The following is a 13,123-nucleotide window of genomic DNA, read 5'->3' as shown; positions in this document are numbered from 1 at the left end:
GGACCCCGGCCCGCGCGCGGTTTCAGGGCCCGGGGTGGGGGAACAGCGCCGCGTGGCGGGCGATCGCTCCCGCACGGTCGGCGCACTGCTGGTAGCAGCAGGAGAGCAGCACAAGGTCGGTGGCGTCCACCGGATCCATCCGCTCGGTACGGAGCAGCAGCTCGTACAGGAGCCGTTGCCGTTGGCCGACCTCGTGCAGCTCCGCGAGGACGTCCGCGACGTCCTCGGGGGCGCCGGATTCCAGGGCGTGGGCGGACCGTTCGAGTGAGTCCAGCGCCGCGTCGGCGATCCCGTGCAGCGGAGCCCGTAGCCGTTCGATGAACGGTGGCCTCTCCTGGCGCGCCCAGGCGGCCTCCAGCAGCCGTTGCGCCAGGTCCGCCAGGGCCTCGACCTGGCACCCTACGTGGACGCCCAGGACGACCCCGGCCCGTCCGCCGGGAGCCGCGGCGGCGTCCTCCTCGATCCGTGTCAGCAGTTCCGCGAGGGCCTTCTCGGCCACCGGGACCCCAGCCCCGCTGTCGGCCGGATCGGTCAGTACGGCCGTCGCGCCGCGCAGAGCGGTGTGCGCCAGTCGCACCAAGGCGGCCGACTCGCCGATGAGGGCGGGGTACCCGCCGTCTCCACCGTCAGACATCCCGTTCACTCCTGTTCCCGGTCTCCCGACCAGTCTCGCCCCGCCGCAGCGGACGTGCCTCGGTGCCCGGGGCGAGGGCGGGCGGGGTAACCCGGTGCTCGGATCGGTGCTCGAGGGCCCGGCCCTGCGCCGGGCCCTCGTCCCGGCCACCCGTGCTCAGACCAGGCCGGCGCCCCATGCGCGGGCGCGGTCGAGTTCGCCGGCGCGCAGTGGTCCGTCGTTGCCCTCCACGATGAAGCCCTCGGGTTCGGCGACCACGTCGTCGTGGTGGTGGGAGAGCCGGTGGGCGATGCCGTTGGCCGCGCCGCCGGCCCTGGGCATGTCGACCCGGGTGTCGAACGCGGCGACGTAGGCGCCGGACCCGGTGGTCGGAAGGTCGTGGAACCAGGCTCGTAGGCCCGGGCCCTCGGCGGTCTCCCGTGCTTCGGCGGCGGCCTCCTCGCGACCCTCCTTGTGCCCCTCGGCCGCGGCGGCCATCCGGCGGCTGATCCCGGAGGACATGCCGTGCATGTGCGTCGGTCCGCCGACCACCAGCAGGTCCGCGGACCGGGCGGTGTCCGCGTTCGCCTCGGACACCGGGAGGCAGTCGACGGCCGCCCCGGGGTCGGTCCGGCGGACACCTTCGGTGATGGCCTCGGCGACCTCCCGGGTGTCGCCGTACACGCTCTCGTACACGATCACGGTGTGCATGGTCTCCACCTTTCGTCACGTCCAGGCTCGCGCCGCGCGGGCGGTCAGGACCTGGGCCGTTCGGCCCGGATCGGACCGCCGGGCGGGCATGTCCGCACGAGAGCGGGCGTCGGTTCCCGGTTCAGGGCAGGTCGGAGGGCACCGTCACGACAGGGCAGTGGGCTCGGCGGAGCAGGCCGTGGGGTACGGAGCCGAGGCGCATGCCGGTGAAGCCGCCGTTGCCGCGGCGGCCGACGACCACCGCGAGGGCGTGTTCGGAGGCCAGGGCGAGCTCCTCGACCGGGTGGCCGTGCACGACTTCGTGGGTCACGGTCACGTCGGGGTGGTGTTCGTGGTGACCCGCGGTGGACTCGAAGATCATCCGGCGCAGCATCCGCTCGGTGGCGGGTTCGTCCAGGTTGCCCACCGGCGGGCGCTGCCAGACCCACAGGACGCGCAGCGCGGCCCGGCGCTCGTCCGCGTACGCGAAGGCGAAGTCGACGGCGGGCTGCGAGGACGGGCTGCCGTCCACGCCGAGCACGACGTACGGCGGGTCCTGGGTGGTGTGCTCGGGGTCGCGGACCACGACCACCGGACAGTGCGCCTGGGCGCTGACCGGGACGGCCACCGAGTAGGTGCTCAGCGCCTCCTCGACCCGGCTCAGCCGGCGGGAGCCGAGGACGACGAGCGCGGCGTTGCGGGACTCCCGGCACAGTGCGGGTGCCGGGACGTCCTCGGCCACCACGGTGGTCACGTCCAGTCCGGGGTGGCGCTCCCGGGCCAGCGTGGCGGCCCGGTCCAGCGCCCGGTCGGCCCGCTCGCGCAGGGCCTTGTGGTAGCGGCCCTCGTCGAAGGGCCGGAACTCGCGGTACAACGACGGCACGGCGTGCACCGCCCGCAGTGGCAGGCCCCTGCGGGCGGCCTCGTCGGCCGCCCAGGCGGCGGGCATCGAGCCGGTGTCGAGGGCGTCGACGCCGAGGACGACGGGACGGCCGGGGCCGTCGGGGCTTGCGGAGTTCATGATGGTCCTCCTCGGTCCGGTGGTCCCGGTGACTTCGGTGAGGTCGATGATGTGGACCCTGTTCCCACGCCAGGCAGCTCCGCCTTGCGCCGCGAGGGCCGACCGGCCCGGTCGTCAGATCCCGTGCTTGAGCAGCCGGGCGGTCGTGAAGCCGACGGCTCCGGCGAGGACGGGCGCGGCCAGGTCGGACCGGCCGAGCGGCACGGTGTCGAGCAGGCCGCGCAGGAGTGGGAGGTAGAGGGCGGCGGCCGCGACCACCGCGGCGAGCAGCAGGACACGCTGCCACACGCCGGAACCGAGGATGTGCTGGTCCGGTGGGCGCGGGGCCGGGTCATCGCGCCGGGCGAGGCGGGTTCCGCGCCCATGGCCACGCCCGTGAGGCCGTGGGTGAGCAGGTTGATCCAGAGGATCTGGCAGCGCCGCCACGGCGCTTTCCGCCCGGACCTCCTGGACCACGCCCACGGTGGTGTTCACCACGACCACCAGGGCGATCACCACCGCGTCCGGATGGTCGCCGATCGCCACCGTCAGCGCGACGGCCGCGAGCAGCACGGTGATCAGGGGGTCGCGCAGCTGGGCTGCCACCCGGGCCCACAACGGCACCCGGCGGTCGGCGACGACCTCGTTGCGGCCGTGTTCGCCGAGCAGTCGTGCGGCCTCGGCGCCGGTCGGCCCGCGGGCCCGCGGGTCGGCGGAGACGGTCACGGCGGAGGCCCGTCAGTCGGCGAAGAGGTGCGGTTGTGGCGGGACGGTTCGAGTGGGCGACGGCTCGTGGTCGAAGTGGTGGATCCGGGCGTCCGGCCCGGGAAAGTACTCGGTGACCCGGTCCTCGTCGGACCAGCGGACGTCGTACGGCGGGCTGCCGTCCGGGTGGTGCAGCCCGACGATCTCGCCGTCCCGGCGGGCCGCGCCCGGCCGGGTGCCCTGGACGATGATGCGGTCTCCCACGGCGGCTTTCATGCCGGCCTCCCTGGCTCGGTGCGGGGCCGGGGACATGGCCCGGCCGTCCGTACTTCCATGGCACCACCGATCGAGGGCTCCGGCAGGGGCCGGCGGGCCCTGGTCGCGCGGCCGTTCGCCCCGGGTACCCGCACGCATCCGTCGGGAGCTGCTGGACGCCGGGATCCCGGACGAGGTGGTCCGTGCCGCCGGTGAGGCCCGGGCTGCTCACAGCCGGAAGCACTGGGTCTCGCCGGGCAGGACCGTCGTCTCGGTGCCGCGCAGCCGGATGCGGACCGGCTCCTGGCGGTCCGGGCGCAGGCTCACCGTGACGGTGCGGCGGTCGACGGCGAGGGTGAGGCCCCAGTGGCCGCGGTAGCGCAGGTCCAGTTCCAGGCGGCCGAGGGCGGAGGGCAGGTGCGGGTCCAGCCAGAGGGCGTCCTCGCGGACCTCCAGGCCGGTGTAGCAGCGTTGCAGCAGGTCCACCGCGCCCGCCATGGCGCCCAGGTGGACGCCCTCGGCCGTGGTGCCGTGCTGGTTGTCCCGCAGGTCGGCCACCAGGGCGTCGCGGAAGTGGTGCCAGGACGCGCGGCGGTCGCAGCGGGTGAGCACCCAGGCGTGCACCACCGAGCTGAGCGTCGAGCCGTGGACGGTGCGCCGCAGGTAGTAGTCGGTGGTCCGGCGGAGCAGCTCGTGGTGCGCCGGGTGGCCGAGACGTCGTAGCAGGTCGCGGACCTCGCGGGCGGAGAACAGGTACCAGAGCATCAGGGCGTCGGCCTGCTTGGAGGCCTTGTAGCGGTTGACGGTGTCGCCCTCGGCCTCCAGGATCCGGTCGAGCCGGCGCAGGTCCGGGTAGCGGCGCCGGTACTCCGGCCAGTCGAGTTCGGCGAGGCGCTCGTAGCCGTCGAACTGGCTCAGGACGCCGTCGTGGAACGGGACGTGGAGGTGGCGGCCGACCTCCTGCCAGCGCTCCAGCTCCCCTGCGTCGAGTGCGAGGCGCTCGCGCAGCTCGTCGCGGCGGTACCCGGGCAGGACGTCCAGGGCGTCCTGGGCACGGGCCAGCACCCAGGAGGCCAGCACGTTGGTGTACGCGTTGTCGTCCAGGCCCGGCCGGGTCTTCCAGGGGTAGCCGTCGTGGTACTCGTCGGGGCCGAGCACCCCGCGGACGGACCAGTGGCCGCGGGCCGGGTCGTGCACGGCGACGGAGGACCAGAACCGGGCGATCTCCAGTAGCATCTCGGCACCGGCGGTGGCGAGGAAGTCCCGGTCCCCGGTGGACTGGTAGTACTGCCAGATGTTGTAGGCGACGGCCGAGCCGACATGCCGCTGGAGGTGGCTGTGGTCGGGCAGCCAGCGTCCGGACAGCGGGTTGAGGTGCAGCTGCTGGGACTCCTCGCGGCCGTCCCGGGCGCTCTGCCACGGGTAGACCGCGCCGCGCAGCCCGAGCTCCCGGGCCTGCCGGCGGGCGGCGTCGAGGCGGCGGTGGCGGTAGCGGAGCACGGCCCGGGCGAGCTCCGGGAAGCGGAGGTTGAGCAGCCGCAGCACGAACAGCTCGTCCCAGAAGACGTGCCCCCGGTACGCCTCCCCGTGCAGTCCGCGGGCGGGGACGCCGACGTCCAGGTCGACGGAGTGCTCGGAGTAGGTCTGGAGCAGGTGGAACAGGTTCAGGTGCAGCGGGCCGGCCCCGTCGAAGTCGGCCTCGATCCGGCAGCGGCGCCACAACTCCGCCCAGCGCACGGTGTGTTCGACGAGCAGCTGGTCGAAGTCGCCGGCCTCGGCGGCGAGCAGGCGGGAGGCGAGCAGCGGGGTCTCGATCGCCCGGTCGTGGGAGGTGTGCACGGCGACGGTCTTCGTCACGGTGACGGGCCGGCCCGCCGAGCCCTCCAGAGCGAGGAGGTGGGCCACCCGGCCCTCGCGGTACTCGGTCGTCGCGGTGTGCTCCCGGTCGGCGCGGATGCGGGCGCAGAGGGCGATTCGCAGGGGCGAGTCGATCGCATCGGCTTCGAGTCGGAGCAGACCGTCCTCGTCCACCCCCTGGCCGGCCGGGACGAGGTGGCGCCCGGCCAGGCCCCGGTAGCGGGCGACACCGGTGTTGGTGATGCGGCCGTCCAGCCCGGAGCGGACCTCCCACGGGCCGGACCAGTTCTGCGGGGTGAAGGTGCTCTCCAGGACGAGCAGGTGCGGCCGGGCCTGGCTGGCGAGGCGGCGTTGCACGAGCGTGGTGCGCCGGCCCCGCTCATCGACCACCAGGGCGGTGCGGGTCAGCAGTCCCCGGCGCAGGTCCAGTTCCAAGGTCTGCTCGGTGGGCGGGCCGGTGAACCACCTGCCGTCGGCCGGGCGGAAGGTCAGCGGCAGCCAGTTCGGGCAGTTGATCAGGTCCTCATTGGCCACCACGTGCTCGCCGACCGTGGACTCCGCACGGTCGTAGCAGCCGGCCAGGTACGTCCCCGGGTAGTGCACCCCGTCGGCGACCGATTCCGGCGCGGCGCCGCGGCTGACCAGGTAGCCGTTGCCGACCGCGCACAGCGCCTCCCGCAGGCCCTCCTCGGCCGGGTCGAAGCCCTGGTAGCGGAGGGTCCACGGGTCCGGCATGTCGGGATTCCCCGCGGGCGGGTCTGCTGCCACGACGTGACCTCCGTGCGACCGGTCTGTCTCCAGTCTGCGGACGACGGCACCGCGCCGCTCGGCGGTCCGGCCGGGGCCGGTCGGCCCTTCCCCGGAGCAGGGCCGGGCGCCGAGTCTGGGAGACGGAGACCGGAGGTGAGCCATGTCGACCGTCCGTCCGCCGCTCGCCACCGCCGAGGCCCTGCTGGCCGACGGCACCACCGTGGAGCTCCGGCCGCTCGGGCCGGACGACCACCGCGCGGTGCTCGACCTGCACGCCGCCGGGATGGCCGAGGAGAGCCGCCGGATGCGGTTCTTCGGCGTCAGCCGCAACGCGCCCGGCAGGCCGCCCCCCTGGCGACGGGCGCGGCCGGGGGGAACGCTGGAAGGGCGAGCGGAACCGCCCCGGCTCCGCCCTCCGAGAGGAGCGATCGCGGCATGAAGGCGCTCACCTACCACGGACCCGGCCGCCGCACCTGGGGCGACGTCCCCGACCCGGCCGTCCGGGACCCGGAGGACGCCGTCGTCCGGGTGGACGCGGTGACCATCTGTGGCACCGACCTGCACATCCTCAAGGGCGACGTCCCCGAGGTCGAGGAGGGCCGTGTCCTGGGCCACGAGGCCCTCGGTACCGTCACCGAGACCGGCCCGGGCGTGCGCACGATCACGGTCGGCGACCGGGTGCTGGTCTCCTGCGTCTCCGCCTGCGGCCGCTGCTCCTACTGCCGTGCAGCGGCCTACGGACAGTGCACCGGCGGTGGCGGCTGGATCCTCGGCCACCTGATCGACGGCTGCCAGGCCGAATACGTCCGCACCCCCTTCGCGGACACCTCCCTGTACCGGCTGCCCGAAGGCGTCCGGGACGAGGACGCGCTGCTGCTCGCCGACATCCTGCCCACCTCCTACGAGGTCGGCGTCCGCAACGGCCGGATCGGCCCGGGCGACACCGTCGCGATCATCGGTGCCGGACCGATCGGGCTCGCCGCCGTCCTCACCGCCCGTCTCTACAGCCCCGCCCGCATCATCGTGACCGACCTCGCGCAGAGCCGCCTCGACGCCGCGAAGCGGTTCGGCGCCGACACCGTGCTCACCTCTGCCGGGGCCACCCCCGAGGCCGTCCGGCAGCTGAGCCGCGACGGCCTCGGTGTGGACGTCGCCATCGAGGCGGTCGGCGTGCCCGAGACCTTCGAACTGTGCACTCGCCTGGTGCGCCCCGGCGGCCGGGTGGCCAATGTGGGCGTGCACGGCAGACCGGCGGTGTTGCACCTGGAGGACCTCTGGATCCGCAACGTCACCATCACCACCGGCCTGGTCGACACGAGCAGCACCCCGATGCTGCTGGACATGCTGGCCGTCGGTCGGCTCGACACCGGCGGGCTGGTGACCCACCGCTTCGGCCTGGAGGAGATGCAGGAGGCCTACGACGTCTTCGCCGACGCGGCCGACACCGGCGCGCTCAAGGTCGCGCTGTTCCGGACGTGAGCGCCATAAAGGGAGGAACCGCCATCATGAGCGTCCATCCCGACTGCGGCGACATCGCCCGCCGGATCCTCCAGCGGCGCGATCAGCTCGGCCTGAGCGAAGGAATGCTGGCCCACCGGGCCGCCATGTCCCCTGCCTACTTGCGACAACTCCTCTGCTCGGGGCCGGAGTTCGATCCGCCCGGGTTCGTCCGGATCGCTGCCGTGCTGGGGATGGCCTGGCCGGAGCTGCTGTCGGGGAATCGCCCGGACGCCCCGCCGGGGCAGACCGACACCGGCCGCCGCGGTCAGCTCCTGCGTCTCACCGAGCCGCAGTGCTGGGAACTGCTCGGCACCCGCGGCGTCGGCCGGGTCGGCCTGCCCGGCTCCTCGGCGCCCGTCGTGCTCCCGGTCAACTACGTGGTGGACGACCGGACGATCGCCTACCGCACGGCTCCCAGGGGAGCCGCCGCCCCGGCCGACGGCTCGCCCGTCTCGTTCGAGGTGGACCGGATCGACGAGCACCGGAGCGCGGGCTGGAGCGTCCTGATCCTCGGCCAGGCTCATCTGGTCGACACCTCGGACGAGGAGCAGCACCTCGCGGCACTCCCCGGCGCCACCCCCTGGGCCGGCGGCGCCCGCCCGCTCTGGGTGCGCGTCCGTCCGGCCGCGGTCACCGGGCGCCGCATCGACACGGGGTGACGTCCGTTGAACAGCTGGTACATGGATCGGGTGCTTGAGCGGGTCGCCCACCTCGGTGCCGTCGCCGCCATCTTCTCGAACCGGGCTCCACGCCCCCACGGCCCGGCTTCTCCGTCCCGCGGCGGGACCGCTTCCTTCGCCCCCCTCCAGGCTCCGCCCCCGGGCGCGCCCCGCCACAGGAGCGCCGGACACCTACCCGCCGCCTTCGGGCCTGCAGAGTCATGCGACGGTGGGGCGGCGGGTCGCAGCGCGGCTTCCGCCGGGCCAACGCCGGTGGCGGCCCACCACGCCACTGCGCATGCTCGAATGAAAGGCTCAGGTGCTCGCGCCGGTCGGCACCCGTCCTCACGGTGGAGAGCCACGGTGACCGGGCCGGGTCGGCGCGTGCGAGATGTTCGACTGTCGCCACAAGGTCGGCGCCGAGTGCCACGCGACCGGCATAGCGGTCGGGTTCCACCCGCCTGATACCGACGGCCCGACGTGCGCATCCGCCTGACACACCGCCCTCTGCCCGAGTCGAAGGGAAGCGCTGTTGCGAATCGCCGACGCCCGAACGGGAGAACACACCGAGATCGGTTCCCGCCGCGCCCGACTCCTGCGCGTGACCGTCGCAGTCGGCGCGCAGGACCGCCGGTTCGCCATCGGGGATCTGCGGGCCCTGCTGGCCGGCGACGTGCTGGCCCGCACCTGCGAGTCCCAGGGCATGCAGGTGCTCATCGAGCTCGCCGTCCCGGACAGCCCCGGCGAGCAGGTCGGGGCCCTGCTGAAAGCCGCCGATCAGCTCGGCATCCACCCACCCGCCCGGGTGTGCGCCCACCGAGAAGTGGACGCCGCCGCCCGGCCGGCGGCCGACCTGGTCGTCATCAGCAGCCCGCACCTCGACTCCGTGTTCGTGGCCCCGCTGCTCCTCGTCACCGGACCGGTGACCGGGGAACCTTCGAACGGCGGCCCGGAGGTGCCCGCAGACCTGTCAGCCATTTTCCCGGGACCTGAGCACGATCCACTCGCGTTGCGCCTGGACTTCCTTGAACACGCCGTCACCGATCCGGTCCGCCTCACCGCCGCATCGCTGACGGACGCCGCCGCGAGGCTTTCCCGTTGGCGCGCGCTCGTGGCCGACCTCGCCCGCGCACCGTCCGGACCCGTGGACGCGGACATGGTCCAGGCGTCCCTCGACGGCCTGAACGAAGATCTGGACGCCCGGGTCGCGGTACGCGTCCTGTACGCCTTGGAGGACCGGTCCGATCTGCCGGACGGCACCCGCTTCGAGACCTGTGTCCGCCTGGATCAGGTCCTCGCGCTCGAACTCGCCCGCGACATCGGCCGCGGGCCCCGATGAAGCCGGCCGACAGCGGGTGTGTCGGGCGGAGCCGGGCCAGGTAGCCCCAGAACTCGCCGCCACGGGACGCGGTGGGCGCGAGCCAGCCACTCTGCTCGCCTGCGGCTTGGCCCTGGTCCTGCCGGCTCTGGCCCGGCCGGCCGTCGACGGCTTCGCCCCGGCCGGGGCCGCCCTCGCGCGGTCCGTCGGCGGGTTCCTGCTGGTGTTGCTCTCCGGCGGACACTGCCCCTCGGCCCGGTCGGCTCCGGGGCTCAGGGCTTCGGGGCTCAGGGCTTCGGGGCTCAGGGTTTCGGGGCCGACACCGGGGTGAGGTGGGCGGTGAACCACCGTGCGGCCAGGTCCGCGACCTCGTCGAGGGCCCGGGGTTCACTCGAACAGGTGGGTGGCGTTCGGGACGACGGCGAGCTGGTTCTCGGTGAGCGGCAGCGCCAGCCGTACCGCGCTCGCCCGGTCGGCGGGCCGTCTCACCCAGTTGTACGCGCTCGTCGCCGGCGGGTGGGTGTTGGCGGTGCTGCGGGCCGGCACGGGCTGCGCGCTCGGAGGCTTCCGTGCGGTCGAGTCGGCGGGGCTCACGCCTGCCGAGCGCATTCGCGTGCCGACGACCGGATGCACGGAGCGCCGGGCCGGTCCACCGTGGGGGTATGGATCTCATCGCACTGCTGGAGCTGGACGGACCGGCGAACCTACGGCTCCTCACGGCCGAGGGACTGCCCGCCACACCGCGTGCACCTGTGGTCCGGGTCCACGCCGCCGCCCGCACGCCCACCCCGGCGGAGTCCACCCTCTGCGGGCTGTCGACCCGCGGCATGCAACCCGATTCACAGCACCCCGCCGCACCAGGCGACCCCTGGTGGCCGCCGCGCTGGCACCGACACGCCTGCCCGGTCTGTGACACCGCCGTCACCGGCCTCGTCGGGGGCAGCCCTCATGCCGGCACCCCCGACCTGGGCACCGCATCGACAACCGCCGGCACGAGGGATGACGGGGCCGCCGGAGCCCCGTCCGAGTGAGCCCCTGCCGCCCCGTCCGGTCAGGCGACTTCTTCGACCCACGCAAGGAGCAACCACTGTGGCCACGGATTACGACGCCCCGCGGCGCACCGAGGACGACAACGAGGAGAGCCTCGAAGAACTGAAGTCCCGCCGTGACGAGCGGCGGCCCGGCGTGACAGGCCTGGACGAGACCGAAGAGGCCGAGACCATGGAACTCCCCGGCGCCGACCTCTCCGGCGAGGAGCTGACCATCAGGGTCCTGCCGGAACAGCCGGACGAGTTCGTCTGCGCGACCTGCTCCATGGTTCACCATCGCAGCCAGCTCGTCCACGCCGACCAGGGCGGGATGATCTGCCGCGATTGCGCCCCCTGACAGCAGTCGCCGCGCCCACTGCGCGGACAGCGCCGGTTGTCACGAGTGCCGCGGCCAGGACGGCGAACGAGACTGGACGTACGGCCCGCCAGTGCCGAGCGTCGATGGCCGGCCGAGGTACGAGTCCGGCCGGGTGGAGCGGGGCGATGACGACGGCTGCGGAGCCCGGTCGCCACAGGTGGACGGATCACCGTCCCGTAGCAGCGGGCCGGTCGGACCCGACGCGCGACGGAAGTGGGCGGCGCCGCCTGCCGGTTCGCCTGCCGGCCGAGCCACCTTCGGCTCTCGGCCACGGCGTCCGGGGAGCCGAGCGAGTGATCGGCGGTCCACGGCCAGGCCATGAGCAGCTCCAGACGCATACCGTGGAGTTCGGCCTCGCACGCGGCCCACTGCGTGGCTGCGACGCTTTCGGGCGATCCGTCGTACCCGACGGTGATCCGGCCGTTCACGGCGTCTCCAAGGGGCTTCGGACGGTGGGTCCGCTCTCGGTCCCCGCGCTCCCGGCCGGCGCCCCCGGGACCCGTCGCAGGCCGGGTGCTGCCGTCAGAGCCGGATGACGACGAGCGCGGTGTCGTCGGTGGCGCCATCGGGGGGGATCAGTTCGGTGAGGACGGTGTCGGCGATGGCGTCGGGGTCGGCGGAGCGATGCGTGGTGAGGACGTGCGCGAGGCGCTCCAGGCCGGTGTCGATGTCCTCGTGGCGGCGTTCGACCAGGCCGTCGGTGTAGAGGGCGAGCGTGTCCCCCTCGGCGAATCGGGTGACGGCCTCGGGCCGTGTCCGGTGCTCGGGACGGGCGCCGAGCGGAGGGTCGGTGGCCCGGTCGAGGAATTCGACGGTGCCGTCGCCGTGCAGCAGGGCGGGTGGGGGATGGCCGGCGCTGCTGTAGGTGATGGTGTGGGCGCCGGAGTCGATGAAGGCGGTCGCGGCGGTGGTGGATTCGGCGCCCTCGACGGAACGGGCGTACAGACCGAGCACCTCCAGGGCCTGGGCGGGGCTGCCGGCAACCCGGGAGGCGGCGCTGAGGGCACTGCGGAGCTGGCCCATGACACCGGCGGCGACCAGGCCGTGGCCGACCACGTCGCCGACGGCGACCGCGACGCGGTCGTCCGGCAGTTCGACGAGGTCGTACCAGTCGCCGCAGACGTTGAGGGCGCCCACGGCGGGTCGGTAGCGGACCGCGGCACGGTGGCGTTCGAGTGGTCTGGGCTCCGGCAGCATGGCCGCCTGGAGCACGAGTGCGACCTCGCGTTCGCGGGCGTGCGACTCGCGCAGACGCTCGTTGACCTCCTGGAGTTCGCGGGCACGGGTGTAGAGCTCGGCTTCCAGGACGCGGGCGCGATCGCCCTCGGGCAGGCCGTGGGCGCGGATGAGCTGGGTGATCTCCTCGACGCGGTGGATGAGCAGCACCGTACGGCCCTCGCCGTCGAGCACGGGGGCGTTGACCGGACTCCAGTACCGCTCCTCCCACTCGCCGGGTCGGGCGGTCGACTCCACGTCGTAGCGCTGCAGGGCCATGGTGTCGCGCTCGCCGGACGCCAGGACCCTGCGCAGGGACGCCTTCAGGTTGTGGGCTCCGGTGGCGGCGGGGTCGTTCGGGTTGTCGGGGAAGATGTCGAAGAGGTACCGGCCGACGAGCTGCTCGCGGGTGCGCCCGGACAGGCCGAGGAAATCCTCGTTGGCGTCGGCGTACAGCAGGTCCGGGGTGAGCAGCGCGACCATGCCGGGCAGGGCGCGGAACACCGCCCGGTAGTCGATCGCCTCGCCGGTCACGGTTCCGCCTGCGGTCGTCGTCGTGCGGCGCGTACGACGACGACCGGGCAGGGCGCGTGGTGGACGCAGTGCTGGCCGACCGAGCCCAGCAGGGCCTCGGTGAATCCGCCGTGCCCGCGAGTACCCACGACGAGCAGATCTGCGCTTTCCGCGGCCTTGAGGAGCACGGCGGCGGGGTGGCCCTGGACGACGTGCTGCCGGATCTCGACCTGCGGGGACTCCGCCGTGACCTCCGTGACGGCCCCGGCCGGGGCCTGGCGCGCGTTGCCCGCGACGTCGAAGTCCGGCACGGCTGCCGAGGGCGCCCCGTAGCCGACCGGGTACTGCCAGGCGATCACGGCGTCCACGCTTCCGCCGGTCAGCCCGGTCAGCCCGGTCAGCCCGGTCAGCCCGGTCAGCCCGGTCAGCCCGGTCAGCCCGGTCAGCCGGGCCGCCCACGCCGGTGCGGACCTGGATGTCGTGGAGCCGTCCACTCCCACGACGATCCGGGCTGAGCGGCGGGGTTCCTCGCCCATCACACGCCTCCGAGAGTTGTGACGTCCTCCACCGCCACCATCGGCGATCCGCGGCCACCATGCCAGCCGGGAGGGGAGCCGCGCCGGGAGGCGACTGTGCCTGGA

General features: G+C 73.9%; 15 protein-coding genes and 1 pseudogene. 5 read left to right on the top strand and 11 right to left on the bottom strand.

The genetic code is table 11. From position 1 onward, the window contains the following. Positions 1–22 precede the first annotated feature (22 nt). The 7 genes and pseudogenes from ACWGKU_RS07050 to ACWGKU_RS07020 all read right to left on the bottom strand — a co-directional run bounded on the left by ACWGKU_RS07050 (position 23) and on the right by ACWGKU_RS07020 (position 5,855). Positions 23–634 carry a hypothetical protein gene (locus ACWGKU_RS07050; protein ID WP_452177533.1) on the bottom strand — a complete coding sequence of 204 codons (612 nt, stop codon included), beginning with the start codon at positions 632–634 and terminating at the stop codon, positions 23–25. A 156-nt stretch (positions 635–790) separates the two neighbouring features. Further along, positions 791–1,324 carry a flavodoxin family protein gene (locus tag ACWGKU_RS07045; protein ID WP_452177532.1) on the bottom strand — a complete coding sequence of 178 codons (534 nt, stop codon included), beginning with the start codon at positions 1,322–1,324 and terminating at the stop codon, positions 791–793. 121 nt (positions 1,325–1,445) lie between these two features. After that, the gene (locus ACWGKU_RS07040; RefSeq protein WP_452177531.1) at positions 1,446–2,324 is read right to left on the bottom strand and encodes a universal stress protein; all 879 of its coding nucleotides are present in this window, start codon (positions 2,322–2,324) and stop codon (positions 1,446–1,448) included. Then, positions 2,321–2,689, bottom strand: a complete 369-nt coding sequence (locus ACWGKU_RS07035; RefSeq protein ID WP_452177553.1) for a hypothetical protein — start codon at positions 2,687–2,689, stop codon at positions 2,321–2,323. Before ACWGKU_RS07035 ends, ACWGKU_RS07040 begins: the two co-directional genes overlap by 4 nt. Before the next feature lie 223 nt (positions 2,690–2,912). Beyond that, positions 2,913–3,029 (bottom strand): annotated as a pseudogene (locus tag ACWGKU_RS07030) (hypothetical protein); the annotation flags it as partial. 12 nt (positions 3,030–3,041) lie between these two features. Then, positions 3,042–3,284 carry a DUF1918 domain-containing protein gene (locus tag ACWGKU_RS07025; protein WP_401048190.1) on the bottom strand — a complete coding sequence of 81 codons (243 nt, stop codon included), beginning with the start codon at positions 3,282–3,284 and terminating at the stop codon, positions 3,042–3,044. 207 nt (positions 3,285–3,491) lie between these two features. Continuing rightward, complete coding sequence (locus ACWGKU_RS07020; RefSeq protein ID WP_452177530.1) at positions 3,492–5,855, bottom strand: glycoside hydrolase family 65 protein; 2,364 nt, start codon at positions 5,853–5,855, stop codon at positions 3,492–3,494. Positions 5,856–6,030: 175 nt separating this feature from the next. Between ACWGKU_RS07020 and ACWGKU_RS07015 the strand changes: the two genes are divergently transcribed. From ACWGKU_RS07015 to ACWGKU_RS07000, 4 genes are all read left to right on the top strand, one after another. Next, complete coding sequence (locus ACWGKU_RS07015) at positions 6,031–6,309, top strand: hypothetical protein (RefSeq protein ID WP_452177528.1); 279 nt, start codon at positions 6,031–6,033, stop codon at positions 6,307–6,309. Beyond that, on the top strand, positions 6,306–7,349 hold the full coding sequence (locus ACWGKU_RS07010; protein WP_401050116.1) for a zinc-dependent alcohol dehydrogenase family protein: 1,044 nt from the start codon (positions 6,306–6,308) through the stop codon (positions 7,347–7,349). Before ACWGKU_RS07015 ends, ACWGKU_RS07010 begins: the two co-directional genes overlap by 4 nt. 26 nt (positions 7,350–7,375) lie before the next feature. Beyond that, positions 7,376–8,029 carry a pyridoxamine 5'-phosphate oxidase family protein gene (locus ACWGKU_RS07005; RefSeq protein ID WP_452177527.1) on the top strand — a complete coding sequence of 218 codons (654 nt, stop codon included), beginning with the start codon at positions 7,376–7,378 and terminating at the stop codon, positions 8,027–8,029. A gap of 601 nt (positions 8,030–8,630) precedes the next feature. After that, the gene (locus ACWGKU_RS07000; protein ID WP_452177526.1) at positions 8,631–9,368 is read left to right on the top strand and encodes a hypothetical protein; all 738 of its coding nucleotides are present in this window, start codon (positions 8,631–8,633) and stop codon (positions 9,366–9,368) included. Positions 9,369–9,734: 366 nt separating this feature from the next. Here the strand turns inward: ACWGKU_RS07000 and ACWGKU_RS06995 are convergent, their stop codons facing one another. Beyond that, on the bottom strand, positions 9,735–9,893 hold the full coding sequence (locus ACWGKU_RS06995; RefSeq protein ID WP_452177525.1) for a hypothetical protein: 159 nt from the start codon (positions 9,891–9,893) through the stop codon (positions 9,735–9,737). A gap of 543 nt (positions 9,894–10,436) precedes the next feature. Between ACWGKU_RS06995 and ACWGKU_RS06990 the strand changes: the two genes are divergently transcribed. Continuing rightward, entirely contained in the window at positions 10,437–10,733 is a 297-nt protein-coding gene (locus ACWGKU_RS06990; RefSeq protein ID WP_401050125.1) for a DUF4193 domain-containing protein, read from the top strand. Here ACWGKU_RS06990 and ACWGKU_RS06985 read toward each other — a convergent pair. Genes ACWGKU_RS06985 through ACWGKU_RS06975 form a run of 3 tightly spaced genes read right to left on the bottom strand, consistent with a single transcriptional unit; the run spans position 10,667 to position 13,018 of the window. Beyond that, positions 10,667–11,320, bottom strand: a complete 654-nt coding sequence (locus ACWGKU_RS06985) for a universal stress protein (RefSeq protein ID WP_452177524.1) — start codon at positions 11,318–11,320, stop codon at positions 10,667–10,669. The two genes, ACWGKU_RS06990 and ACWGKU_RS06985, sit on opposite strands and share 67 nt — an antisense overlap. Then, complete coding sequence (locus tag ACWGKU_RS06980) at positions 11,277–12,503, bottom strand: PP2C family protein-serine/threonine phosphatase (protein WP_452177523.1); 1,227 nt, start codon at positions 12,501–12,503, stop codon at positions 11,277–11,279. The genes ACWGKU_RS06985 and ACWGKU_RS06980 overlap by 44 nt, the downstream gene beginning before the upstream one ends. Next, a complete protein-coding gene (locus ACWGKU_RS06975) occupies positions 12,500–13,018 on the bottom strand; it encodes a universal stress protein (RefSeq protein WP_452177522.1) in 519 nt (172 codons plus the stop codon). Before ACWGKU_RS06975 ends, ACWGKU_RS06980 begins: the two co-directional genes overlap by 4 nt. Positions 13,019–13,123: the final 105 nt, after the last annotated feature.

The organism is Kitasatospora sp. NPDC054768 (assembly GCF_053612025.1).
The sequence above is the reverse complement of the archived record's forward strand: the minus strand, read 5'-3'. Positions and strand labels throughout refer to the sequence as shown.